General features: G+C 57.3%; 22 protein-coding genes and 2 tRNA genes. 11 read left to right on the top strand and 13 right to left on the bottom strand.

What is annotated here, in order from left to right; translation table 11 throughout:
• Positions 1-95 precede the first annotated feature (95 nt).
• From ACR0K5_RS03750 to ACR0K5_RS03740, 3 genes are all read right to left on the bottom strand, one after another.
• A tRNA-Gln gene (locus ACR0K5_RS03750) sits at positions 96-170 on the bottom strand.
• 90 nt (positions 171-260) lie between these two features.
• Positions 261-1250, bottom strand: a complete 990-nt coding sequence (locus ACR0K5_RS03745; RefSeq protein ID WP_480628384.1) for an NADPH:quinone reductase — start codon at positions 1248-1250, stop codon at positions 261-263.
• A gap of 98 nt (positions 1251-1348) precedes the next feature.
• Positions 1349-1810, bottom strand: coding sequence for an SH3 domain-containing protein (locus tag ACR0K5_RS03740; RefSeq protein ID WP_480628753.1), 462 nt, complete (start codon positions 1808-1810; stop codon positions 1349-1351).
• A gap of 198 nt (positions 1811-2008) precedes the next feature.
• On the opposite strand from ACR0K5_RS03740, the gene ACR0K5_RS03735 reads away from it, so the two are divergent.
• The 6 genes from ACR0K5_RS03735 to ACR0K5_RS03710 all read left to right on the top strand — a co-directional run bounded on the left by ACR0K5_RS03735 (position 2009) and on the right by ACR0K5_RS03710 (position 9822).
• Positions 2009-2995: a 2-hydroxyacid dehydrogenase gene (locus tag ACR0K5_RS03735; protein ID WP_480628383.1), complete on the top strand. Its 987-nt coding sequence runs from the start codon at positions 2009-2011 to the stop codon at positions 2993-2995.
• A gap of 20 nt (positions 2996-3015) precedes the next feature.
• The gene (locus tag ACR0K5_RS03730) at positions 3016-3405 is read left to right on the top strand and encodes a GFA family protein (protein WP_480628382.1); all 390 of its coding nucleotides are present in this window, start codon (positions 3016-3018) and stop codon (positions 3403-3405) included.
• A gap of 111 nt (positions 3406-3516) precedes the next feature.
• A complete protein-coding gene (gene ggt, locus ACR0K5_RS03725; RefSeq protein WP_480628381.1) occupies positions 3517-5304 on the top strand; it encodes a gamma-glutamyltransferase in 1788 nt (595 codons plus the stop codon).
• Between the two features lie 93 nt (positions 5305-5397).
• Positions 5398-6807, top strand: coding sequence for an FAD-binding oxidoreductase (locus ACR0K5_RS03720; RefSeq protein WP_480628380.1), 1410 nt, complete (start codon positions 5398-5400; stop codon positions 6805-6807).
• 86 nt (positions 6808-6893) lie between these two features.
• Positions 6894-7172 (top strand): hypothetical protein, encoded by a 279-nt coding sequence (locus ACR0K5_RS03715; RefSeq protein WP_480628379.1) that lies wholly within the window; start codon positions 6894-6896, stop codon positions 7170-7172.
• Positions 7173-7314: 142 nt separating this feature from the next.
• Positions 7315-9822, top strand: coding sequence for a GcvT family protein (locus ACR0K5_RS03710; protein WP_480628378.1), 2508 nt, complete (start codon positions 7315-7317; stop codon positions 9820-9822).
• A gap of 43 nt (positions 9823-9865) precedes the next feature.
• On the opposite strand, the gene ACR0K5_RS03705 is transcribed toward ACR0K5_RS03710, so the two are convergent.
• The 3 genes from ACR0K5_RS03705 to ACR0K5_RS03695 all read right to left on the bottom strand — a co-directional run bounded on the left by ACR0K5_RS03705 (position 9866) and on the right by ACR0K5_RS03695 (position 11997).
• Complete coding sequence (locus tag ACR0K5_RS03705; protein WP_480628377.1) at positions 9866-10201, bottom strand: carboxymuconolactone decarboxylase family protein; 336 nt, start codon at positions 10199-10201, stop codon at positions 9866-9868.
• A 72-nt stretch (positions 10202-10273) separates the two neighbouring features.
• On the bottom strand, positions 10274-10927 hold the full coding sequence (locus ACR0K5_RS03700; RefSeq protein ID WP_480628376.1) for a DUF938 domain-containing protein: 654 nt from the start codon (positions 10925-10927) through the stop codon (positions 10274-10276).
• A complete protein-coding gene (locus tag ACR0K5_RS03695) occupies positions 10924-11997 on the bottom strand; it encodes an NAD(P)/FAD-dependent oxidoreductase (protein ID WP_480628375.1) in 1074 nt (357 codons plus the stop codon). The genes ACR0K5_RS03700 and ACR0K5_RS03695 overlap by 4 nt, the downstream gene beginning before the upstream one ends.
• A 184-nt stretch (positions 11998-12181) precedes the next feature.
• Here ACR0K5_RS03695 and ACR0K5_RS03690 point away from each other — a divergent pair, with 184 nt between their 5' ends.
• Entirely contained in the window at positions 12182-12586 is a 405-nt protein-coding gene (locus tag ACR0K5_RS03690) for a hypothetical protein (protein ID WP_480628752.1), read from the top strand.
• The gene (locus tag ACR0K5_RS03685; RefSeq protein ID WP_480628374.1) at positions 12583-13815 is read left to right on the top strand and encodes an HlyD family secretion protein; all 1233 of its coding nucleotides are present in this window, start codon (positions 12583-12585) and stop codon (positions 13813-13815) included. Before ACR0K5_RS03690 ends, ACR0K5_RS03685 begins: the two co-directional genes overlap by 4 nt.
• Before the next feature lie 60 nt (positions 13816-13875).
• On the opposite strand, the gene ACR0K5_RS03680 is transcribed toward ACR0K5_RS03685, so the two are convergent.
• From ACR0K5_RS03680 to ACR0K5_RS03650, 7 genes are all read right to left on the bottom strand, one after another.
• On the bottom strand, positions 13876-15021 hold the full coding sequence (locus ACR0K5_RS03680; protein WP_480628373.1) for an iron-containing alcohol dehydrogenase: 1146 nt from the start codon (positions 15019-15021) through the stop codon (positions 13876-13878).
• Between the two features lie 66 nt (positions 15022-15087).
• Positions 15088-16470 (bottom strand): aldehyde dehydrogenase family protein, encoded by a 1383-nt coding sequence (locus tag ACR0K5_RS03675; RefSeq protein WP_480628372.1) that lies wholly within the window; start codon positions 16468-16470, stop codon positions 15088-15090.
• A 94-nt stretch (positions 16471-16564) separates the two neighbouring features.
• Positions 16565-17917, bottom strand: coding sequence for a glutamine synthetase family protein (locus tag ACR0K5_RS03670; protein WP_480628371.1), 1353 nt, complete (start codon positions 17915-17917; stop codon positions 16565-16567).
• 90 nt (positions 17918-18007) lie between these two features.
• Positions 18008-19039 carry a TRAP transporter substrate-binding protein gene (locus ACR0K5_RS03665; protein ID WP_480628370.1) on the bottom strand — a complete coding sequence of 344 codons (1032 nt, stop codon included), beginning with the start codon at positions 19037-19039 and terminating at the stop codon, positions 18008-18010.
• A gap of 68 nt (positions 19040-19107) precedes the next feature.
• The gene (locus ACR0K5_RS03660) at positions 19108-20433 is read right to left on the bottom strand and encodes a TRAP transporter large permease (RefSeq protein WP_480628369.1); all 1326 of its coding nucleotides are present in this window, start codon (positions 20431-20433) and stop codon (positions 19108-19110) included.
• On the bottom strand, positions 20433-20951 hold the full coding sequence (locus ACR0K5_RS03655; protein WP_480628368.1) for a TRAP transporter small permease subunit: 519 nt from the start codon (positions 20949-20951) through the stop codon (positions 20433-20435). The genes ACR0K5_RS03660 and ACR0K5_RS03655 overlap by 1 nt, the downstream gene beginning before the upstream one ends.
• Before the next feature lie 16 nt (positions 20952-20967).
• Entirely contained in the window at positions 20968-21753 is a 786-nt protein-coding gene (locus ACR0K5_RS03650; protein ID WP_480628367.1) for an N-formylglutamate amidohydrolase, read from the bottom strand.
• 103 nt (positions 21754-21856) lie between these two features.
• On the opposite strand from ACR0K5_RS03650, the gene ACR0K5_RS03645 reads away from it, so the two are divergent.
• From ACR0K5_RS03645 to ACR0K5_RS03635, 3 genes are all read left to right on the top strand, one after another.
• Positions 21857-22729 (top strand): MurR/RpiR family transcriptional regulator, encoded by an 873-nt coding sequence (locus ACR0K5_RS03645; protein ID WP_480628366.1) that lies wholly within the window; start codon positions 21857-21859, stop codon positions 22727-22729.
• A gap of 104 nt (positions 22730-22833) precedes the next feature.
• Positions 22834-22907, top strand: a tRNA-Gly gene (locus ACR0K5_RS03640).
• 128 nt (positions 22908-23035) lie between these two features.
• On the top strand, positions 23036-24856 hold the full coding sequence (locus ACR0K5_RS03635) for an ABC transporter transmembrane domain-containing protein (RefSeq protein ID WP_480628365.1): 1821 nt from the start codon (positions 23036-23038) through the stop codon (positions 24854-24856).
• Positions 24857-24940: the final 84 nt, after the last annotated feature.

Below are 24940 nucleotides of genomic sequence, written 5' to 3'. Positions count from 1 at the left end.
ATGCACTATCTGTGGGGGAGGTGTGGGGCAGAAATCAAGGTAAGTATAACTTACATCTTGAGCGCTTCTAAGTGTATGATTTTTATGAAGTTTTGTGGCTGGGGTGGTAGGATTCGAACCTACGATACACGGTACCAAAAACCGCTGCCTTACCACTTGGCTACACCCCAACGGTGAGCGGCTATCTACGATTGTTGTTGGCGGGGATCAAGAGCGTTTTGTCAAAAAAACTCAAGCCGAACAATTTTTTTTAACGACCGTCATTTGGTGCCGATTAACACGGCTCCGGTACGATTGCCGCCCTGCACCATTGCATGCGCGGATGCGCAGTCTTCCAGCGTAAAGACCTTTTGAACAGGGCAGGTCAAAGCGCCTTCAGCCAGGGCCCGATGAAGGGTCTTCACGGCATTGGCACGCTGAACCGGTGGAAGAAGGTAAATCAGAATCGTCTCAAGCGTCATGGCCTTGAACATCATTGATCCGAACGGAAAGACAGGCGCCATGTTTTGGGCAGACCCGTAAGCGTTGATGCGCCCGTTCTCGGCGATGACCGCCGCGTTTGTTTCTATGTTCCGGCCGAATTCGACGTCGACGATTCGACCGATTGGTTGGCCACCATTTGCATCGAGAATCTCGGTAGATAGATCCTTGCTGGCGTAATCGAGCACGACATCCGCCCCGGCTGCTATAACCCGGTCAAAGTTGCGCGGGCTGGCTGTCGCAATCACACGCGCCCCGGCCCATTTGGCAAGCTGAACGGCCAGAAAGCCAACGGTGCCCGCGCCACCGTGGATCAGAATCGTTTGCCCATCGGGGCTACCGCCTGAAAACACGGCGTGGCTGGCGGTAAGGCCAGGGATGCCCAGAACCGCGCCGGTCTGTAGCGATACTTTGTCCGGCAGAGCTATAGCCTGTGCCTCGGGAAGGGTGATGTGGCTGGCGGCGGTGCCAAAGGGACGTTGCCACTGCCCGTTCCAGACCCACACGCGTTGACCGATCCGCGATTCGGGTACTCCATCGCCAACAGTCGAGATAATACCGGCCCCGTCGCTGTGCGGGATGATCAGTGGGAACGGAGGTTCCGTCACGCCCGGTCTGGTCCCGGCTCGGGCTTTGACGTCAGAAGGGTTCACGCCGGAAAAGGACAGTTCAACCGTGACCTCACCCGGGCCCGGTGGGATGGGGGGAAGGTCCTGTATCCGCAGGACATCGGCTGGGTCTCCGAAGGTGGAATATGTAACTGCGCGCATGATCGCCTCCGTTTTGGTCGAGTTTCACAGCATATCGACAGGAAACTCAAACACCTTGTCGCGTGCTTCCTAATACGGTGGGACAGTCAGCCTTCCAACTATTCGCGAATTTCTGACGGATCGACACCCCATAGGTTCGATTTAAGTGTCCAACCGCGATATCCGCCAGCTGTGATCCGGCACCAGTCCAACGAACAGGTGCCTAGGCGCGCCACCACTCCGGTCTCAAAATGCGCATTCACAGGTGAGGTCGGATCAGGGCGGGAATAGACAGGCAGCATTTCGGATTCGATCAGAACCGTTCGGACGCCCGACAACAAAGCGTAGTGAACCCAGCCGCCCGCGCCGTCGCGGTCCTGAACCCTGCGCCAGTTGCCATATTCGGCAGTGATCTGCAGCGGCATTCCGCGCCGTTTGAACACCCAGTCGATTCGATGTGTCAAAGATGGACCGCGGCGTACGTTGCCTTCGGCCCCTTTCATCGAAACATAACGGGGCAGGGGAAGGTTGGTGACCGATCCGCGTTTTTCCTGGGCATGTGCAGCCCCTGCGCCGAACATGATCGAAAAAACGGATATTGCCGCCAGACAAAGGCGTTTTACCGGTCGAATACCACTCACTGACTGCCTGCTCTTATGCCTGTTGATCCGGTTTTGAAAAAAGGTCGACTCAATGCCAATGGGGTTCTTGTGCCCCGCCTTATCCTGCGCCACGATGCCATGGCGCGCGTCCGTTTGCAAAGTAGTGGGAGGGCCGAGGTGCCAAGAGAACGTTTGAGTGTTGTCGTTACGCGACGGTTGCCCGAAGCGGTCGAAACCCGGCTGAGCGAGTTGTTTGATGTGCGCCTGCGCGACGATGACACTCCGATGACGCGCGAAGAACTTGTGGCAGCTGTGCAGGATGCCGATGTGCTAGTGCCCACAGTGACCGATGCCATTGATGGCGGCCTGCTGGGGCAGGCGGGCGAAAAGTTGAAGCTCATTGCTAATTACGGAGCCGGTGTCGACAATATTGATGTGTCCACGGCGCGTCAGCGCGGTATTCTGGTGTCGAACACGCCGGGTGTGCTGACTGATGACACAGCCGATATGACAATGGCCCTGATTCTGGCCGTTACCCGACGCATTCCCGAAGGTTTGAGTGTGATGCAGCAGGGAGATTGGTCCGGCTGGGCGCCCACCGCATTTCTGGGAGGTCGTATCGGAGGTCGTCGTCTGGGTATTCTGGGTATGGGCCGGATCGGGCAGGCAGTGGCGCGACGTGCAAACGCGTTTGGAATGCAGGTTCACTATCACAACCGTCGCAGGCTGCGCCCCGAGACTGAGCAAGAACTGGAGGCAACCTATTGGGAAAGCCTGGATCAGATGGTTGCGCGGATGGATGTGATTTCGGTCAATTGCCCGTCAACGCCATCTACCTTCCATCTGATGAACGCACGTCGTCTGAAATTGATGAAACCCTCGGCAGTGATTGTAAATACGTCACGTGGAGAGGTTGTGGACGAAAATGCCCTGACCCGGATGATCCGCGCGGGTGAAATCGCGGGGGCAGGGCTGGACGTCTACGAACAGGGAACCGACGTGAATCCGCGCCTGCGGCAACTGCCCAACGTGGTTCTGTTGCCGCATATGGGATCGGCTACGCTGGAGGGGCGGGTCGAGATGGGCGAGAAAGTGATCATCAACATCAAGACTTTTGAAGACGGTCACCGCCCGCCGGATCAGGTAGTGCCAGCGATGCTGTAGCATACCGGAAAGGAGCTCGGATGGACGTATTTGAAGGAGGATGCCGCTGCGGAAATCTGCGCATCACGGCTTCTGGTCGTCCTCTCCGGGTCGGGATTTGTCATTGTCTGGACTGTCGCAAGCAACATGGTGCTTTGTTCTATACGGCGGCTATTTTCTTGGACGACAAAGTAGCAGTTTCCGGCGAAGCGCGTGGCTATGCGGACCGGTTCTTTTGCCCAACCTGCGGCTCACCGGTCTTTGCGCGCAGCGGAACTGAAATCGAAGTGCATCTTGGGTGTCTCGATGCGCGGGATCAATTGACGCCAACATATGAAAGCTGGGTCACTCGACGCGAGGCGTGGTTGCCGGAATTCTCCGGAATGACCTGCTATGAACGGGATCGCACGGCAGACGGTGCAAAGGCGTAATTCATGTGGCGGAACTCTGCCGTGCGTTCCTGACTAAACAGTGTGTCCTTGTGCAGAGGGTGTTCGGCGTACGATGTTGAAAATTAAGGATGTATTGGAGGATTTGATCAGATGAGACGTGTTTCAGTTCTGCTGTTTTCTGCTTTTTCTTTTGCCGCTCCGGTGTTCGCTCAGGAAGCGGCAGATGCCGTTGCGCCGGAAACTGCCACGGAGGGGCAGGTACAAGCCCTGACCGAAGAAGTCATTGCCGCGCTCGAGGCAAAGCTGGACGGCGTTCCGGTCACATCCGAGAACTGGATGGTGGCCGCCGCCAACCCGCTGGCCGTTGAAGCCGGAGCCAAAGTGCTGCGTGCAGGCGGGTCCGCTGCAGATGCAATGGTCGCCGTTCAGGTAGTGCTAGGACTGGTCGAGCCGCAGTCCTCGGGGCTGGGCGGCGGTGCGTTTTTGGTTTGGTACGACGCTGCGACCGAGCAGATGACAACGCTGGATGGGCGTGAAACCGCGCCACTGTCGGCTACACCGACCCTGTTTCAGGACGAAAACGGTGAGCCGCGAAAATTCTTCGATGCAGTAGTCGGTGGGTTGTCGGTGGGTACTCCGGGCACGCCCGCTTTGCTGGAAGAAGCGCATCGCCGTTGGGGTCGTTCGTCCTGGCCCGGATTGTTCGCCGATGGCATCCGCTTGGCGGATGAGGGCTTTCTGGTCTCGCCGCGCCTTGCCAGCTTGGTTGAAAACGATGCTGAGCGTTTGTCGCGCTTTCCCGAAACCGCCGCATATTTTCTGCCAGGTGGAGAACCCCTAAAGCAGGGACAGCGCCTGATGAACCCGGCTTATGCCGAAACTTTGCGCGCTCTGGCCAGTGACGGGGCGGCTGGATTTTACGGTGGCGAGATTGCTGCAGACATCGTGCGCACGGTTCGCAACGCTCCGGGTAATCCCGGAGTTCTGTCGGGCGTGGATCTGGCGCTCTATCAGGTGATCGAACGCGAGCCAGTTTGTGCGGCATACCGCGCCTATGAAGTCTGCGGCATGGGTCCCCCGTCGTCGGGTGCACTGACCGTGGGGCAGATTCTCGGGATGCTGAACAGCTATGATCTGGCAGCTATGGGCCCTGAGAGTGCTGAGGCTTGGAGGTTGATCGGGGACGCCTCGCGCCTCGCCTTTGCGGACCGGGGCCGGTACATGGCTGACAATGATTTTGTGCCCATGCCGACCAACGGCCTCGTCGATCCGGCCTACCTGTCACAGCGGGCGGCGCTTCTGGGCGTGGAAGGTGCTTTGGCAGAGGTCGGGCCGGGGCAACCGGAATTCGACCACGCGCTGAACTGGGCGGATGATATATCGCTGGAACTGCCCTCGACCTCGCATATTTCCATCGTGGATGGATACGGCAACGTCCTGTCCATGACGACGACAATCGAAAACGGTTTTGGTTCGCGCCTGATGACAAACGGGTTCCTTCTCAACAATGAGTTGACGGATTTCTCGTTTAAGACCCACAGTGACGGCGTACCGATTGCCAACCGGCTGGAGCCCGGTAAGCGTCCGCGCTCGTCTATGAGTCCGACTATCGTGATGCAGGACGGCGCGCCGGTTCTGGCGATCGGATCCCCGGGTGGCAGCCGGATCATTGGCTACGTGGCCAAGTCCATCATCGCATGGGCCGATTGGGGAATGGATGTGCAGCAATCGGTGTCACTTCCGCATCTGGTCAACCGTTTCGGAACGTATGATGTCGAGGTTGGTACCGCTGCAGAAGGGTTTACAGATGGGCTTGCTCAGCTCGGCTTTGAAGTCAATCCCCGCGACCTGACATCGGGTCTGCACGCAATCGAAATTGGCGACGGGCTGAGCGGTGGTGCCGACCCGCGCCGGGAAGGCATTGCGCTGGGCGAGTAAGCTCTCGGTATTTGTGGGGATTGCCCACTCTCAGCGGGCCTTTTAGTCATAGGCTGAAAGGCCCATGACGTGCGCGGGCAGGGGAGGATGACAATGGTGCAGGCAACCGCATTGCCAAGAAACGAAGCTGGTATCGAAACTGCGATCGGCGTTCTCAAGCAGCGCTTTGGCGACAGGTTGCAAACTGGCACTGCGATCCGTGAACAGCATGGCCACACAACGACATGGATCGAAAACCAAAGCCCGGACGCCGTGGTTTTCCCGCATACAACGCAGGAAGTTTCTGACATCGTCAAAACCTGTGCCGCGCACCGGGTGCCGGTAATCCCCTTCGGTACAGGAACCTCGCTGGAAGGGCATGTGAATGCGCCAGCAGGGGGCATTTCGGTCGATCTGATGCAAATGGACAAAGTGCTGGCGGTCCACGCCGAAGATCTGGATTGTGTGGTGCAGCCCGGAGTGACGCGCGAGGCGCTGAACACTCATTTGCGAGACCAGGGTCTGTTCTTTCCGATTGATCCAGGAGCCAATGCTTCGCTGGGTGGTATGGCCGCGACCCGAGCTTCGGGCACCAATGCGGTCCGGTATGGAACGATGAGGGACAATGTTCTCAGCCTTGAGGCGGTCATGCCGGACGGTCAGATCATTCGTACTGGTCACAGGGCCAAGAAATCATCGGCCGGGTATGATCTGGCACGCCTTTTGATTGGTGCGGAAGGTACGTTGGGGATTATCACCGAACTGACCCTGAGATTGCAGGGTATCCCCGAAGCGATCAGCTCAGCCAGATGTTCCTTTCCAACCGTCGATGCAGCGTGTCGCGCGGTGATGATGACCATTCAATACGGCATTCCGGTCGCCCGAATCGAGTTGCTGGATGAAATGTCGGTTCGGGCCGCCAATGCCTATTCTGGGCTGAGCTTGCCGGAAACGCCGCTGCTGTTGTTGGAATTTCATGGCTCAGAGAGCGGTGCCGTGGAACAGGCCGAAACCTTTGGTCAGATCGCTGAAGAGTTCGGCGGCACCGATTTTGTCGCGACCTCGACCACCGAAGAACGGAACAAGCTGTGGCAGGCGCGGCATGATATGTATTGGGCGTGCCTGCAACTGCGCCCCGGCGCACGTGGTATATCAACCGATGTCTGCGTGCCGATCTCGCGCCTGGCCGAATGCGTGACCGAGACTCAGCAGAAGGCAGCCGATCTTGGCTTGCTCGCTCCGATGGTGGGGCATGTGGGGGATGGGAACTTCCACTCGCTTCTGTTGATCGACATGGAGAATGCCGAAGAACTTGCCAAAGCCGAAGAGTTTGTCGGCTGGTTGAACGATCTGGCGATTTCAATGGAGGGAACCTGTACCGGTGAACACGGAATTGGTCAGGGTAAGAAACCTTACCTGATTAAAGAACTGGGAGCTGCCATGCAGTATATGGCTGCAATCAAGGCTGCTCTGGACCCTGAGAACATCATGAACCCCGGCAAGGTCTTGTCCGACCAATCATAATGATTTTCGCGTTTTGGCCCGTATCGTGCCCTCAAAACGTCCACATGTCTTGGTTTCACAGACCCGAATACGAACAGGTGGCCGACATGAGTGCAAAATATCTGGCAGGGTTTGCAGTGATCTGCGGGGTGGCAGTCGCGGGGCTGGACTATTCTCAGCAGGCCAAAGCATCAGAGAATGGGTTGGGCATCCAAGGCTATCTCTCTTCGGTATCCTCGCGTGCCGGGTTTTCTGCCAGCTGGTTCGAAGCCGAGGTCGAACCTTCACAACCTCAGGAACCTGCGGCGAAGACGCCTTCAAAGGACAGTCGTAAACTTGTCTGCACCACGGCCGGGAACAGCAAGCGCTGCCGCTCCAGCGGTTGAGATCAGGGGTTTGATGACTGATCCGCGACCCGCTTTCGATGTTCGGGTCGTTTTTTTCATATCACTGGTCGGATGAATGTCGCGCGGTCCCCCTTAAGTGCGCCATATGGTGTCAGCTGAATTCAAGGGGAGACGCCCGGTTATGAAAACCCAAGTCAAAGCATTGGTCGTTGGCGGTGGCGCCGTTGGGACCTCGATTGCCTATCATCTGGCCAAAGCTGGCTGGGATGATGTGATGTTGATCGAACGGGACGAGTTGACGTCCGGGTCCACCTGGCACGCGGCAGGTCTGCTGCCACTGTTCAACATGTCCTATGCGACAACTCACATCCACAAGTACTCGGTCGACTTCTACAAGACGCTGGAAGAAGAAACCGGACTGAATGCGGGTTTTGCCGTGGTCGGCAACCTGCGTATGGCACAGACGCAAGAGCGTATGGATGAGTACATGCTCTATGCCTCCACCGCCGAAACCTGCGATGTTGCCTATGAGTGGTTGACCCCTGACCAGATCAAGGAACGCTGGCCGCTGATCGAAACCTCGGACCTGAAGGGTGCGATTTATCACACCGAAGACGGCTACATTAACCCTGCGGACGTGACTCAGGCGATGGCCAAGGGTGCCCGACAGCGCGGCGTGGACATCGTGCGCAAGATGCAGGCCGACGCGTTCCACTGGAACGGTACTCATTGGGAAGTCACCTGCACCAAGATGGTGGAAAAAGGCGGTAATCTTGTTGAAAGCGATGAGAAGGTCGTGATCACAGCCGAGCACGTGGTGACCGCATCGGGCAACCACGCACAGCGCACCGCCAAGATGCTGGGTATCAAGATGCCTGCCATCCCGGTCGAGCACACTTTCATCGTCATGGATAAAGACCCCGAGTTGGTCAAATGGCGTGAAGCGGGCAACCCCGAACACCCCGTCGTGCGTGACGCTGACAACGAATCCTACGCACGTGAAGAGCGTGGCGGCTGGATTCTGGGTATCTACGAACATGGTGCGCCCGCACGCTTTGAACATGGTGTACCGGACAGCTTCCGCGCCGACCTGTTCCCGTTGGATCTCGACCGGATTGCAGATCAGTACATGGCGATGGCTGAGCGCGTACCGTCCTGCGCCGAATCCGGGCTGAAAGACGATTTCAACGGCCCGATCTGCTATACCCCCGATGGCAACCCGCTGGTTGGTCCTGCTCCGGGTCTGCGCAACATGTGGCTGGCCGAGGGCTTCAGCTTTGGCATCACCGCCGCAGGCGGCACCGGCTACTATCTGGCGCAGATGATGGTCGATGGCGAAGCCGAGATCGACATGGCCTCGCTGGACCCCAAGCGTTACTCGTCCAACTGGATGACGACCGAATTCGCGGCGCGCAAAAACGAAGAATGCTATGAGCACGTCTACATCCTGCACCACCCGGACGAAGAGCGCGCAGCCTGCCGTCCGCTGCGGACTGTTCCGGCCTATGACCGCCAGAAAGCACGTGGCGCACAGTTCGGCTGGGTGAACGGCTGGGAACGCCCCAACTATTTTGGTCCGGTCGATGCTCCGGAAAACTTCGATCATGACGCCCGTTCGTTCCGCCGTGGTGGCTGGTGGCAACATGCCGTCGAAGAGGCCAAGGCGATCCGCGAAGGCGTTGGCCTGATCGACGCGTCGGCCTTCACCAAGCATGTCGTCAAAGGCCCCGGTGCGACCCAGTTCCTGGATTGGTTCACCTGCAACAAGCTGCCCAAGGTTGGTCGTATCAACCTGACCTACGCGCTGACCTCGCACGGCACCACCCGCACCGAATACACCATCGTCCGCAATGGCGAGGACAACTACTACATCGTCTCTGCCGGTGCCTGGACCGAGTATGACGCCGACTACCTGCGCAAGGCGGCCGAGGACAAGATGGAGGAGTTCGGCTACATCGAAATCCAGGACGTGACCACCCAGTGGGGCGTCTTCGCCATCGCGGGACCCAAGTCGCGTGACGTTCTGAGAGAGGTCATCAAGGACGTTGATCCGGAAACCGCACTGTCCAACAAGCGTTTCCCGTGGCTTTCGGCCCGCCAGATCGAACTGGGCATGTGCCCGGTCAACGCGATCCGCGTGGCCTATACCGGTGAGCTTGGCTGGGAACTGCACCACCCGATCGAGATGCAGAACTACCTGTTCGACCTGCTGGAAAAAGCCGGTGAGAAGCATGGCATGAAGCTGGTCGGTGCCCGCGCCCAGAACTGGCTGCGTCAGGAGAAATCCTATCGCGCCTTCGGAACCGAACTGGGTCGTGACGCGACTCCGCTGGAAGCTGACCTGCCGCGCTTTGTCGACCTGTCCAAGGACTTCTATGGCAAGGCCAAGCTGGAAGAGACCGGTGTGCGCGTCAAATGCTGCACCCTGCTGATCGACGGACCGGACGATGCCGATCCGTGGGGCCGTGAAGCGCTGTACACACCGGAAGGTGAGCGTGTGGGTCGTCTGACCTCGGGCGGTTACTCGGTCGCGTTCGAGAAATCCATCGGCATGGGCTATGTGAAGCCCGAGCTGGCGGTCGAAGGCACTAAGCTGAAGGTCAAACTACAGGACAAACTGTGGGATGCGGTCGTGACCTGCGACAGCCCTTACGATCCGAAAAACGAAACCATCCGCAAGGACGGTTGACCGAAAAAAGGCCCCGGAAACTTCCGGGGCCTTTTTCTGTTGGTCACGCGGAGAGTTCGTCGAAGCATTCCAGTGCCTTGGCCGCATACATCATTGCTGGCCCGCCACCCATCTGAATGGCCATCGCCAATACGTCGGACACCTCATCTCGCGTCGCACCAGCTTTGACCAACGCTTCGGTGTGCAGGGTAATACAAGGTTCGCATCGCAAGGTGACCGACATTCCCAACGCAATGAATTCCTTTGTTTTGTAATCGAGTGTCCCGCCTTCCTTAACGGCCTTGCCAAGCGCTCCGAATGCGCGCGTCGCATCGGGGATGGAACCGTTGAGATTTCGCAAACTCTTTCGTGTCGCCGAGAGTTTTTCTTGCCAAGTCATTTCTGAGAGTCCTTCATCATATATTGTAAATGGAATATGAATCGGGATGCGGTTGCTTGACTTTGATCTCGATCAGACGACTGGGCGCTCGGCAATAAATGAAAGATTGTTGGCAGGCATTTCGACCGCTTCCAGCATGTGCAGACCGACGTCTTTGAACAAGTCGAGAATATCCGCGTCGTTTTTGTAGCCGATTTCCGGGTCTTGCAGGGTCAAAGCCTCATGAAACCGGATATCTCCGTCACTTGTGAGTAGCCCTGCACGTTTGAAAGGGCCGTATAAGATGAACCGCCCATTTGGTGACAAAGACTGAGCCACTTCCGAGATGATGGTTTTGGTTTCCTGCCAACTGATCAAGTGTATCAGGTTGATCAGGATGATCAGATTCTGCCCGGGAAAACGCCTGTTCCAGCCAGATTGTACCGCATTCAGTACTTCGGCCGGCGCGACATTCGGCAATTTGCTGGTATAGGCGTCGATACTCAAGCGCCGTTCAGAGTCGATTTCCGACGGATGCCAGCTCAGATTGGGCAGCACTTTTGCAAAGGCACTGACATGCTGACCTGTCCCGCTTGCGATTTCCAATGCCGACCCATTGGGCGGGGCCCATTCTTGCAGCAATGCACACAGGGCGTCCGCGTTACGCGACGCTGCCGGGGCCACCAGTTTTCCATCTTCACCCGCATTGGCGACGCTTGCAGACGAGGGGAGGTTGCGTTTGATCATCGCTTCAATCTGTCAGGAGTCAGCATGCCCACAATGTCAGATTCCAGTTCCGGGGTGTTTCCAACAACCAGATCGCACAACAATTGCGAGGCCGCTGGCGACGTTTGAAATCCGTAACCGCCCTGGCCAGCGCACCAGACAAACGAAGGGTCAAACGGGTCCCGTCCAATCACCAAAGTTCCGTCAGGGGCAAAACTTCGCAATCCCGCCCAGTTTGTTTCAACCCGTGTGACAGGTTCGATCATCAATTCTTCATATCGGGCCAGACCCTCGGCAAGGACCATATCGTCTGCATAGGCATCCTGAGGCGGGACAGGATCGGCCTCGGACGGCGACACCAGCAGTTTGCCTGCATCCGGTTTTGCGTACCATGTTTCACCCGCGCCGAGCATCATAGGCCAGACGGAAACGTCGTGTCCTCCGGGAGCAGGCAGACGCGCCATTGACCTGCGCCGGGGTATGATGCCGATGCCGGGCAGCCCTGCAAGTTGTGCTACCTCGTCCACCCAGGCTCCGGCGGCGTTGACCAGATTGCGGGCTTCGAAGACTTGATCGGCATTAACCACCCAATGCGCTTCTTTTCGAATGCCGGTGACTTTGCTTTTTGTTGAAACCGTCCCTCCATTTCGACGGATGGTCCGCGCGAAATCCTGAAGCAAGCGATCGGTGTCGATGTCAAAGGCGGCTTCGCTGACCGCGGCAAACCCGACCTTGTCCGGGTTCAGGATCGGAACACGCGATATAGCCTGTTCCATCGATATCCGCGCCATGTTCAGATCGGTGCAATCGGCTTCAAATACGCCTGACTGATCAATCGCGCCAACCAGCATCAAACCGCGCGCAGTCAGGTAGCCATCATTTTGCGTGTGCAGGAAAGCGGCCCCAGCCCTGTTCAGGGCCACGACCGAAGGTGGTCCATAGCTTTCCTCAAACAGAGCCGCTGACCGGCCAGATGCGTGATAGCCCAAGGCGTCTTCAGCCTCCAGAACTGTCACGGTTCCGTGTTGCGACAGGCGCGCACCCGCGCTCAGCCCGGCGATACCGCCTCCGATGACGAGGAAATCAATCATAATTCACGATCCGTTCGAAACAGACACGCCATACTTTCCTTGAATTTCATATTGGCCCCCAAGCCCTCATTCGTAATGCGTTTGGGTTTCCAGACTATAAGCAGCCTTGAATTTGTGCTTCAACCCGGTCAAAGAAGTATAAAATAAACAGGAGGGTAAGGTGACTGCAGCAGACCTTCATCCAATGGCCACAGGGCACATTCCCCGATACGTTGTAGCAGCGGACGGAAGCGATTACCTTTTTTCCGCCATGGTCGTCTTTTTCGTCGTTCTTGTGGTGCTGATCGGTGTTGGTTACCTGACGCTTCATTCGGTTCCGGAAAAAATGGCCCACGAAAACAATCATCCGCAATTTCAATTGGTGGGTATTCTGGCGCTGCTGGCATTGTTTACACACAATGGGCTTTTCTGGATTGCGGCAATACTGGTTGCAGGGTTCCAGTTTCCGGACTTCGCCACCCCGCTCAGAAATATTGCCGACGCCATTCGTTCTCTTGCTCAGTCACCTGTTCCGGAACCCGTGCCTGAAACAACAGCTCAGGCCTCGCCCGTTTCAGAAGTCAGCGAAGTGCGGGAGCCGAACGCATGATCGAGACCCTGCTTTGCGCCCTGATTACGGTGCTGCCCGACTACCTGTTTCGCCGGTTTGTTCAGGGCAAGCGTATCGGTCACGAGATCACCTTGTTCACCATGTGGTACGAACTGCGCTGGGGATTGACCACCTGTGCCATTCTGGCGCTGACCGTGATCACCACATTGTTCTATTTTCACCCGGCCAGTAAAACCGCAGCGTCCTATTTCCGGACGGTAACCATTCTGCCGCAATTGGGCGGGCGTGTTTCAGAGGTTTTCGTCAAGAACAACGAACTGGTAACTGCTGGTCAGCCGATTTTCCGGCTCGAGGATTTCAGCCAGACTGCGCAGGTTCAGGCGGCAAATGCGCAGATTGCACAGGTTCAGGCCTCGCTGAAAGTTGCGGAAACCGATTTGGCAGAGGCTGAGGCTGGAATTGCCGGTTCCAAGGCGGCCCTTGCACAGTCCCTGGAAGATCTTGAGCGAAACACGACTTTGCGCGACGAAGGTTCGAGCGCTGTAAGGCTGGCCGAGATCGAGAGGCTGGAAAACCTGGTTGCCGAGCGTGAGGCCCAGGTTGTTGCCGCTGAAGCCAAACGTGCAGCCGTTGAACAGCAGATCGAAGAGTTGATCCCCGCGCAACTGGCCAGTGCCATTGCGCAATTGGACGCCGCGCAGACCGAGTTGGACAAAACAGTGATCCTCGCTGGAGTAACCGGGCGGGTTGAACAGTTCAGCCTGCAGGTCGGTGATTATGTAAGCCCCTTGTTGCGCCCCGCTGGCATTCTTGTGCCATCGCATACCGGACATGATCGTTTTCAGGCTGCTTTCAATCAGCTGTCGGCGCAGGTGATTAAGCCGGGCATGATCGGTGAGTTGGGCTGCATGACCAAACCGTTCACTGTGATTCCCACGGTGGTGGTCGAGGTTCAAGACGTCATTCCTTCCGGCCAGATCCGCCCATCGGATGAATTGCGGGACGTGCAGACCAACAACAATCCCGGCTCGATTCTGGTTTATATGGAACCGCTATACAAAGGTATGGCGGATGACATTCCTGCGGGCAGTAACTGCCTGGCTAACGTCTACACAGACAACCATGAACGTCTGGAACACGAAGATCTGGGCTTTTGGGAGGCGGCCTTTTTGCATGTCGTCGACACGATCGGTGTGGTGCATGCCGCGGGTCTGCGCCTGCGTTTGATCCTGATGCCCGTGAACACTCTGGTTTTGACCGGGCATTGATCTGGTCTTGACAACCTGAACGCAAAGGGCCCGGCAAGTTTCGCCGGGCCATTTAGTTATTTAGAGCGCTGCTTTGAACAGCTGCGTAAGGTTCTCTTTGGTCAACTCAATTGGGTTTCCGCCGCATGACGGATCGGTGATGGCTCCCTCGACCAGTTCCGGAATTGCGGCCTCGGTAACGCCCAGATCGTTCAGTTTGCGCGGAATGGCAAAGCTGTCGTTGAAGTCCTGTACGAAGGCACGGAAACCGTCAAAGCCGCCGTCGATTCCCAGATAGTCCGCAGCTTGCTGGAACCGATCCGCAATGGCGGGGGTGTTGAACTCCAGTACGGCGGGCATGCAAACCGCATTGGTGGTGCCGTGATGGGTGTTGAACACCGCGCCGATTGGGTGGCTCATCGCGTGGATCGCGCCAAGGCCTTTCTGGAAGGCCGTCGCCCCCATGGCGGCCGCACTCATCATCTGGGCGCGGGCCTCGACATCGGAGCCGTCAGAGTAGGCTCGTGGCAGATAATCTTTCACCAAACGCATACCTTCTAGTGCGATGCCTTGGCTCATCGGGTGATAGTGCGGGCTCGAATAGGCTTCGACACAATGCGCAAAAGCGTCCAGACCTGTACCTGCCGTGATGAACTTTGGCATCCCAACCGTCAGTTCAGGATCGCAGATCACGACAGTTGGCAACACCTTGGGGTGGAAGATGATCTTCTTGGCGTGCGTCTCGGAATTGGTGATGACGCTGGCACGGCCCACTTCTGATCCAGTGCCGGCGGTCGTAGGCACTGCAATGATCGGTGCGATCACATCCGCGTCGGCCCGGGTCCACCAATCACCGATGTCCTCGAAATCCCACACCGGGCGTGACTGGCCTGCCATGAAAGCAACCATTTTGCCCAGATCCAGGCCCGACCCTCCGCCAAAGGCAATTACGCCATCGTGGCCGCCCGCGTTATAGGCAGCGACCCCTGCATCGAGATTTTTCTCATTCGGGTTTGGGTCTACATCGCCAAACAATCCCCGGCCCAGACCGGCAGCTTCCATGATATCCAACGTCGCTGTGGTGATCGGCAGGTCAGCCAGCCCCTTGTCCGTGACCAGCAGGGGTTTTTTCATCCCGGCGGCGGCACACGCTTCGGGCAGTTCCTTGATACGCCCGGCTCCAAATTTGATGGCGGTCGGATAGGACCAGTTTCCAACAAGTGACATGTCAGGTTTCCTTTGTGATTTGAGACCTGCCCGGGAGAGGGGGTAAGCCCGGGCAGGCCGTCGTCCTTAGCCCGTGACCTTCTTCAGGTGATAGGATTTGGGACGGGTTAGGTTTTGGTATCCAATGATTGAAAGGCCGCCGCCGCGCCCGGTATTCTTGCAGCCGGTCCAGCAAAGGCCGGGGTCAAGATAGTCGGCGCGGTTCATGAACACAGTGCCTGTTTCAATCTGGTCACCCACTTGCGCTGCACGATCTACGTCGCAGGTCCACAGGCTGGCGGTTAGGCCAAACTCGCTGTCATTCATCAGCTCAATTGCCTCTTCGTCCGAAGACACCTTCATGATGCCCACCACGGGTCCAAAGCTTTCATCCCGCATCACGCGCATGTCGTGCGTGACATTTGTCAGGATCTGCGGTGTCAGATACGCGCCACCATCATCTTCAGCGAAGGTGTCGATATGCGCGACCGCACCGGCTTCAACCGCCTCGGCGATCTGTGCCCTCACTTCGTCGGCAAAACGCACATTGGCCATTGGGCCAATCGTCGTCTCGGCGCCCAGCGGGTTGCCCAGTTTATACCCCTGCACGATCTCCACCGCCTTGGCGACGAAAGCGTCATAGAGGCTCTCATGCACATAGATCCGCTCGATCCCGCAGCAGCACTGGCCCGAATTAAACATCGCGCCATCAATCAACGTATCGACCGCAGCATCCAGATCGGCGTCATCCATGACATATCCCGGGTCTTTGCCGCCCAGCTCTGTGCCGACGCCGGTAAAGGTACCAGCCGCGGCACGTTCCATCGCCTGACCACCTCCGACCGATCCCGTAAAGTTCACGAAATCAAACGCGTTGCCCGCGATCAGGTCATTTGTCACGTCATGGCTCAGGAAGGCGTTCTGGAACACGTCCTCAGGCACACCCGCCGAATGGAACGCCTGCGCCATGCGTTCGCCCACCAGCAAGGTCTGCGTCGCGTGTTTCAGGATGACTGTGTTGCCCGCGATAAGCGCTGGTGCGACTGTGTTGATCGCCGTCATGTAGGGGTAGTTCCAGGGCGCTACCACAAACACCACCCCATGCGGGATGCGCTTGATATAGCGCTGGAACGTCTCATCTTCACCCACTGCGATATCAGCCAGAGACGCCTCGGCAATCTCAGCCATATGGCTGGCCCGTTCGTTGAACCCGCCAAACTCACCGCCATAGCGCACTGGGCGGCCCATCATATGGGCCAACTCGGGAACAATCTCATCATTCATCGCGCCCACGGCGGCCACACCCGCCATCACAAGATCAATTCGATCCTGCAAAGGTCGCGCTGCCCATTCCGCTTGCGCCGCCCGCGCCTTCGCAGCGCTCTCGAATGCCGCATCTCGCGACAGTACCTGACGTTCGGCATAAACCGATCCATCAATCGGTGAGATGCATTGCAACATCTGCCCCATGATCACTCCATCTTCACAAGAAACAGGATCCCTGCTTCATCTGGCCAAAAATATCCCGGGGGTCTGGGGGCAGAGCCCCCAGCACGACCCGAACTCAAGCCCGCTCGAACCCGCGGGCGATTTCCCAATCTGTCACCACGCGCTCGAACTCCTCGATCTCGACCTCCGCTGCGCGGGTATAGTGATCGACGACGTCATCGCCCATGGCCGCCCGCAACATCGCCGAGCCATGCAGGGCATCCCGTGCCGCACGCAGGTTGCCGGGGATCATGCCAGTCTCGCCCTGATAAACGTCGCCTTTGGTTGGCGGCTGAAGTTCAAGCCCTTCCTCGATCCCCGCAATCCCCGCAGCCAGCATTCCGGCCATTGCCAGATAGGGGTTCATGTCCGAACCTGGAATCCGGCACTCGACCCGCACGGCCTTGGTGCCGTCACCACACAGGCGGAACCCGGCGGTGCGGTTGTCCACCGACCAGATGATCCTTGTCGGCGCAAAGGTGCCCTTCATGAAGCGTTTGTAGCTGTTGATATAGGGCGCCATGAAACAGGTATAATCAGGGGCGTATTTCAGCAGACCGGCCATGTAGCTTTTCATCAGCGCTGACATGCCCAACTCGTCATCCGCGTCAAAGAACGCGGGCTTGCCATCTGCCCACAGTGACTGATGCACATGGGACGAGCTGCCCACCTTGTCGTGATGCCATTTCGGCAGGAAGGTTGCCGCATGCCCACGTTGCCAGGCGATCTCTTTCACAGCGTTCTTGGCGATAGAATGATACTCGGCTGTGTCCATTGCGGACGCGTACTTGATGTTCAGTTCTTCCTGCCCGGTCTCGGCCTCACCCTTCGAGTTCTCAACCGGTATCCCCGCATCCCACAAGTGGTTGCGGATCGGCCGCATCACATGCTCTTCCTTGGTGGTCTGCAGGATGTGATAGTCCTCGTTATAGCCCGAGATCGGCTCCAGATCGCGGAAACCTTCCTTGCGGATCTGGTCAAAGCTCTTCTCGAACAGGAAGAACTCAAGCTCAGTTGCGGTCATGGCGTCATAGCCCATGGCTTTCAACCGGTTGACCTGCTTCTTCAGGATCGAACGCGGCGCGTGCGGCACTTCCTCATGCGTGTGGTGATCCAGCACATCGCACATCACCATGACTGTGCCCTCAAGCCATGGCACCGGGCGCAACGTGTCCAGATCAGGTTTCATGACATAGTCACCATAGCCCCGTTCCCAACTGGTCGAGGCGTAGCCATCGGGAGTTGCCATCTCCAGATCGGTGGCCAGCAGGTAATTGCAGCAATGCGTTTCTTCCCAGGCGCCCGCCACGAAATGACCCGCGTGAAAGCGTTTGCCCATCAAACGGCCCTGCATGTCCACCATGCAGACCAATACCGTATCCACCGTACCTTCAGAGACTTGCGTCTTCAGATGTTCGAACGTGAGCATGTGCCACCTTTATCTTTGCCGAAATTTACCATCGGCTATTCGTCCTGATAGACCCGCCCCGGGAAAGGGGCAGGTCGAGTTTGCCATTCCTTAGCCGTAACGATAAGGCCGTCCGGCCTTGAGCATGTCGGCGTTGTACTGCTTGAAGATTTCAACAACCTTCGCTTTGGTCTCGGATTCAGCTGCGATCTCATCCCAGAACTCAACGGCGGCTGCCTCGACTGTTGCCCATTCTTCGTCAGGGATCGAAGTCAGCTGCATCTTGTCGCCATTGACGCGCAGGCTGGCCTCGCCACCCCAATACCACCACTGACGATAGTAGTGCGACTGATCGGTACACACGCGGAACAGGGTCTGCAAATCTTCGGGCAGCTCGTTCCAGCGATCCATGTTGGCAAAGAACGAACCGGCCCAGGCGCCCGAGATGTTGTTGGTCAGGAAGTAGTTGGTCACGTCTGCCCAGCCAACAGTGTAGTCCTCGGTGATGCCGGACCATGCGATGCCGTCCAACTCGCCGGTTTGAACCGCAACTTCGATGTCTTCCCAGGGCAGGGTGACGGGCACAACGCCGAACTGCGACAGGAAGCGGCCCGCGGTCGGGAAGGTGAAGACGCGCTTGCCCTGCAGATCCGCGAGGCTGTTGATCGGGTCTTTGGTGGCAAAATGGCAGGGATCCCACGCACCTGCCGAGATGTGCTTGACGCCAACCTTTGAGTATTCCTCGTCCCAGATTTCGTTCAGCCCGTACTGGTTGAACAGAACCGGCACATCCAGCGAATAGCGGGATGCGAATGGGAAATAGCCGCCGAAAACAGTGACCTCGGTGGGTGACGCCATCGAGTCATCATCCGACTGTACGGCATCAATCGTGCCGCGCTGCATCGCGCGGAATAGCTCGCCCGTCGGGACCAGCTGGTCAGCATAGAACAGCTCGATCTGCATCCTGTCGCCGGCAATTGTGTTGAACATCTTGATAGCCGGGTCGATCACGTGCTCGGCCAGTGCCGGGCCAGCGTAGGTCTGCATCCGCCATCTGATGGTCGATTGTGCCAGTGCAGGCGTCGCCAGCGCAGCAGCGGGGGCCGCTGCGGCACCTTTCAGAAATGTACGTCTGTTCGTCATTCTCTCTCTCCGTTGGTCAGTTTCAGTTATGCGGGGATTGCCCCGCGACGCCCCGGTTTGATCCGGGATCATTTGTTGTAAACGTATTCTGGCAGCCATAGCGCGATTTGCGGGAAGGTCATTATGATCGCAAGCGCCAGCGTCATCACCATGACGAAAGGCAGGATCGAGCCATAGATGTCGCGCAGCGAAATCTCTGGCGGCGCCATCGCGCGCATCAGGAACAGGTTATAGCCGAAGGGCGGTGTCATATAGGCGATCTGGGTCGTGATCGTATAGAGCACGCCGTACCAGATCAGATCGAACCCCATCGCGCCCACAAGCGGAACGTAAAGCGGCGCGACGATGACCAGCATGGCAGTGTCGTCCAGAAATGTGCCCATCAGGATAAAGCTGAGCTGCATGAAGATCAAAATGACCCAAGGATTCAAGCCCAGACGCTCGGTGAACAGGTTTTCGATTGCACGCACCGCGCCCAGCCCGTCGAATACGGCTCCGAATGCCAGCGCAGCGAGGATGATCCACATGAACATGCACGTGATGCCAAGGGTTGACCGTACTGAGGTCTCGAAAACCTCGCGTGTCATACGACCTTTGAGGATGGCGGCAGCGAACGCCGTCAAGGCGCCTATGGCCGAACTTTCGACCAGCGAGGTCCAGCCATTGACGAAGGGCACCATCATTGCGGCGAAAATACCCAAAGGCAGAAGGCCAGCACGCAACAGGCGCAGTTTCTCTGCCATTGGCACGTCTCGTTCCTCGGCTGAAAGAGCGGGCCCCAGTGCAGGGTTAATGCGGCAACGGATCACGATATACAGGATGAACATCGCGGCCATCATCAGCCCGGGAAGTAGCCCCGCAAGCCAGAGTTGCCCAACCGGCTGCCGCGCGATCATCGCATAAAGAACCAGCACGACGGACGGCGGTACGAGGATGCCCAGTGACGATCCGGCTTGTATCACCCCTGTCACCATCTTCTTGTCGTACCCGCGTTTCAACAGTTCAGGCAGCGCAATGGTCGCGCCAATGGCCATGCCTGCGACACTCAACCCGTTCATGGCCGAAATCAGTACCATGAGACCAATCGTGCCAATCGCGAGACCGCCGTTCAGGCCACCCATCCAAACGTGGAACATCTTGTACAGATCGTCTGCGATTTTGGACTCGGCCAGCACGTAACCCATGAAAATGAACATCGGCAGCGTCAGCAACGGGTACCATTTCATCAGTTTCATGGCGGCCGAAAAGCCAATGTCATAGCCACCGCGATCCCCCCACAGAAACAGCGCGGCCATGACGGCAACAAAGCCAATGGCTCCGAACACCCGCTGCCCGGTCAGCAGCATCAGCATCATGGTCGAAAACATCAGGATGGCGATCAATTCGTAAGACATCAGATCACCTCGCGCGGGATATCATCGCCCTTGAGGCGCAAAATATCTTTAAAGAGTTCCGAGATTGCCTGAAGCAACATCAGGAACAGTCCGATGACCATAATCACCTTGATCGGCCAGAGGTAAGGGCGCCACGCGGTTGGGCTGCGCTCACCATATTGCAGCGAATAGCTCAGCGAGTCGTAACCGCCATAGATCATCACACCCAGGTAGATGATCAGGAAAAAGACGGTGATCGCATCCGTCCAAGCCCGACGGCGGTCGGACCATTCGCCGTACAACAGGTCCATGCGGACGTTGGACCCCATCTGGATCGAGTAAGGGCCGCCCAGAATGTAATAGGCGACCATTGCGAACTGGGCCATTTCCAGTGTCCATAGCGACGGCAGAAAGAAGGTTTTCGAAATCGAGGACCAGAGCAGGATGCCCATCATGACAAAAATGCCGTACATGACAACGCGCCCGATCCAGCGGTTCGTGCGGTCAATGACCGCCACATATCCCCGCATGAAATTCATCCCGATACCTCTGCTCTCATGATTTCGCCTCTGCGTGCGATAATTCTTTGATGACCGATTGCAGGATCGGCGTCAGCAACCCTGCCATGCGGTTAACGCCTGTAGATGTGTCGATCAGATCGTTTCGTACTTCGATCATCACATTCGGAAGCCCACGTTTGATCGCATGCTCGCGCAGCGTGTGTGTGACGCCGTCCGTGGCCGAGTAGGGCTCGTTCAATGCAACGCGTAGCCCCGAGTCTTCTGAGTGCTGCAGCATGAGTTGCGCGGCGCGCTCGTCTTCGTCATGAAGAATGCCCAGCTCAACCGTTCGGGGTTGCCCCTTATAGACCGGCGTGAAACTGTGTATCGTTATAACAACTGGTGGTTCGGGTCGTGCATCCAGAGTTGTTGAAACCAGCTGTTTGAACGGCTCATAAACATCGCGAACCCGCTGGGCACGTTGAGCGTCGGTCAGGTTCATATTTCCTGGAACGGAAAATACTTCGCTGACCTGTGGCATGGCGTCTTCACGTTCGGGCGGGCGGTTGCAATCGTAAACCAGGCGACTGACCCGCGAATGAACCAGAGGCACATCCAAAGCGCCCATCAGTTCCATCGACAAATCCAGAGCGCCAATATCCCAGGCGGCATGAGAACATGCCGCGACTTCATCCAAACCCAAACCGTCGAGCACCGCGGGAATGAACCGGCTTGCATGTTCACATATCAAGACAGCGCGCGCGCGACTTTCCACATTCAGCGCGCGGGCGGCTGGAACTTCTGTCGGCTGTAGTAACAATGACTCGGTTTCGTGATGCATAGGTAGCATTTGTTACAGCAAGTTCTCACCTGTCAAGAAAATTTCTGTAGACAAAATTACAAACGAACATATTCTGTAACAAATTTAAGAAACGAGGGTGTAGATGGCCACCGTTGCCAAACTTGTCAAACAACGGATTCAGGATGAGCTGGACGATCTGACTCGCTCCGAGCGTCAGTTGGCTTCCATCCTGTTGCAGGATTATCCGATGGCCGGTTTGCAATCGATCACCAAGTTGGCTGCGGCGGCGCAGGTTTCGACCCCAACGGTTATTCGCATGGCACGCAAACTTGGGTTCGATGGGTTCCCGGACCTGCAAGACGCGCTGCGCGAAGAAGTAGCGGCTCAGATCAAAAAGCCGATCTCGAAACGGGATGCCTGGGTTGTAGACGACGAGGCCGAACATCCAACAACCCGTTTTGCGCAAGCAGTGTGGACAAATATGCGCCATACGCTGGAGCGCCTCGACAAGGATATGTTCAATACGGTGGCCCAGCTTCTGGCGGATACCGAACGACATCTTTATGTTGTCGGGGGGCGTATCACCCGGTCAAATGCGGATTATCTGTTCAATCACATGCAGATCATTCGGCCCAACGTGACAATGCTCGGCAACTCGGCGAATGTATGGCCGCAACACCTTCTGGATATGGACGAGTCCTCGGTTCTGGTGATCTTTGACATCCGCCGGTACGAGGCTCATCTGGAAAAACTGGCACAGGTTGCTTCAAACCGTGGCGTCACCGTTGTTTTGTTTACGGACCAATGGGGGTCACCGATTGGTAGAACGGCCAATTATACGTTCCACGCGCTGGTTGAGGCGCCATCCAGTTGGGATTCGACCATCGCTTTGCAGTTGATTTCAGAAACGCTGATCGCAGAAGTGCAGGAGGCGCGGTGGGAAGAAAGCAAGGAACGGATTGAAGAACTGGAGCGGTTTTTTTCCTCGACCAGGATTTTTCGCAATCAGGACTAAAGATCCGGCAGTGGGCAGAGCAATATCCGGAAAAAGGCAGCACTAATTTTGCCACTTCCCGCTTGACGCGCCCGGATGCATGACTTAACCAGCGCAAACCATTTGCGGGTATAGCTTAATGGTAAAGCCCCTGCCTTCCAAGCAGGCTATGTCGGTTCGATTCCGTCTACCCGCTCCAACTTCCCTTACATTTCTGCGTCAAATGGCCCTTCTGGGCTGCCGATTGTGATTGTGATGCTTGACCAAAACAGCCGGTACCTCCAAGAAAGCGGTCACTCAGCACCGTTCAGGACACAAAGGCCAGACATGGCAAGACAAACCGCCAACAAACCAGCACATGCCGCAGCCCCCGGCGCCACCGAAGAGCGCGCCCGCTCCAGGAAAATTGGGGTGCTGGCCTCGCTCTGGCCGTTTATGAAGCCCTACCGGCTCTTGATGATCGGAGCGACGTTGGCGTTGATTCTGACGGCGAGCATGACACTGACACTGCCTCTGGCGGTGCGGCGTGTTGTCGACAATTTCCGCATTCAGGACGGTGAACTCCTGGACTGGTATTTTCTGGCCGCGCTGGTCATTGCTGCTGTTCTGGCTGTGGGCACCGGCATCAGATATGCGCTGGTGACCCGGTTGGGCGAACGGGTGGTGGCCGATATCCGCAAGGCGGTGTTTGACCGGGTCATTGGTATGAGCCCGGAATTCTACGAACGCATCATGACCGGTGAAGTTCTGAGCCGTATCACCACCGACACGACGCTGATCCAGTCGGTTCTTGGCTCATCCGTGTCCATTGCCCTGCGAAACATGCTGTTGTTCATCGGTGGGTTGGTGCTGATGCTGCTGACGTCGGCCAAGCTGACGGGGCTTGTGCTGTTGCTGATCCCGGTGGTTGTTGTGCCGATCCTTGTTCTGGGTCGCCGCCTGCGCGTTATCAGTCGTGAAAACCAGGACTGGATCGCAGCCTCGTCCGGCAACGCGGGGGAGGCGTTGGGCGCAGTACAGACTGTTCAGGCCTTTTCTCACGAACAAGCAAGCCGGCAGCAATTCGGTGAGATGACCGAGACGTCTTATGTCGTATCGCTGCGCCGAATCCAGACCCGTGCGGTATTGACGGTTATTGTGATCTTTCTGGTCTTCTCGGGCATCGTGGGCGTCCTTTGGATGGGCGCGAACGACGTGCGAAACGGTGTGATGAGCGAAGGCGTTCTGATCCAGTTCGTGATCTATTCGATCATCATGGCAGGCTCGGTCGCGGCCCTGTCCGAAATCTGGAGCGAACTTCAGCGCGCAGCCGGCGCCACCGAACGTCTTGTTGAACTGCTGCATGCCGAAGACACTGTTACCGATCCGGTCAAACCTGCAGTGCTGCCCAAGGACATTCAGGGTGAAATCCGATTTGAAGACGTCAGCTTCCGCTATCCGGCACGCCCCGAGACGGTGGCGTTGGATCACTTGTCACTGGTGGTGAAACCCGGTGAAACTGTCGCATTTGTCGGGCCATCGGGTGCGGGAAAAACAACTGTGATACAACTGATCCAGCGGTTCTATGATCCAAACTCGGGCCGGGTGACGCTGGACGGTCTTGATCTGCGTGACATCGACCGGTCAGATTTCCGCACCCACATGGCGTTGGTGCCACAAGATCCGGTGATCTTTGCTGCGTCTGCCCGTGAAAACATCCGCTTTGGCCGTCTGGACGCGTCAGACGCGGAAGTTGAAGCTGCCGCACGTGCCGCTGCCGCGCATGACTTTATTGCGGCTTTGCCCGAAGGGTATGACAGCTTTGTCGGCGAACGTGGTGTAATGCTGTCCGGCGGGCAGAAACAGCGTATCGCCATCGCCCGCGCCATCCTGCGCGACGCGCCGGTTCTGCTATTGGACGAGGCGACATCGGCCCTTGACGCGGAAAGCGAACGCGCAGTGCAGGGCGCGGTGGACAAGATGCGTGCCGGGCGCACGACCCTGATTGTTGCGCACAGATTGGCAACCGTTAAGAAAGCCGACCGCATCGTTGTATTGGAAGAAGGCCGCATCGTAGCACAAGGCAGCCACGAGGATCTGGTGTCTCAGGACGGGCTGTATGCGCGCCTCGCACGATTGCAGTTCACCGATGGTGTCGCCGCGGAATAAGAGTGACGCTCCGGCATTTGCGAATTCGTCGTAGCGTCATTCTACATTTTACCCCCCTTGAAGGCTAAGGCCTCGCTTGCGCGA

The sequence above is a fragment of the Ruegeria sp. AB9 genome, assembly GCF_056542585.1.
The sequence above is the reverse complement of the archived record's forward strand: the minus strand, read 5'-3'. Positions and strand labels throughout refer to the sequence as shown.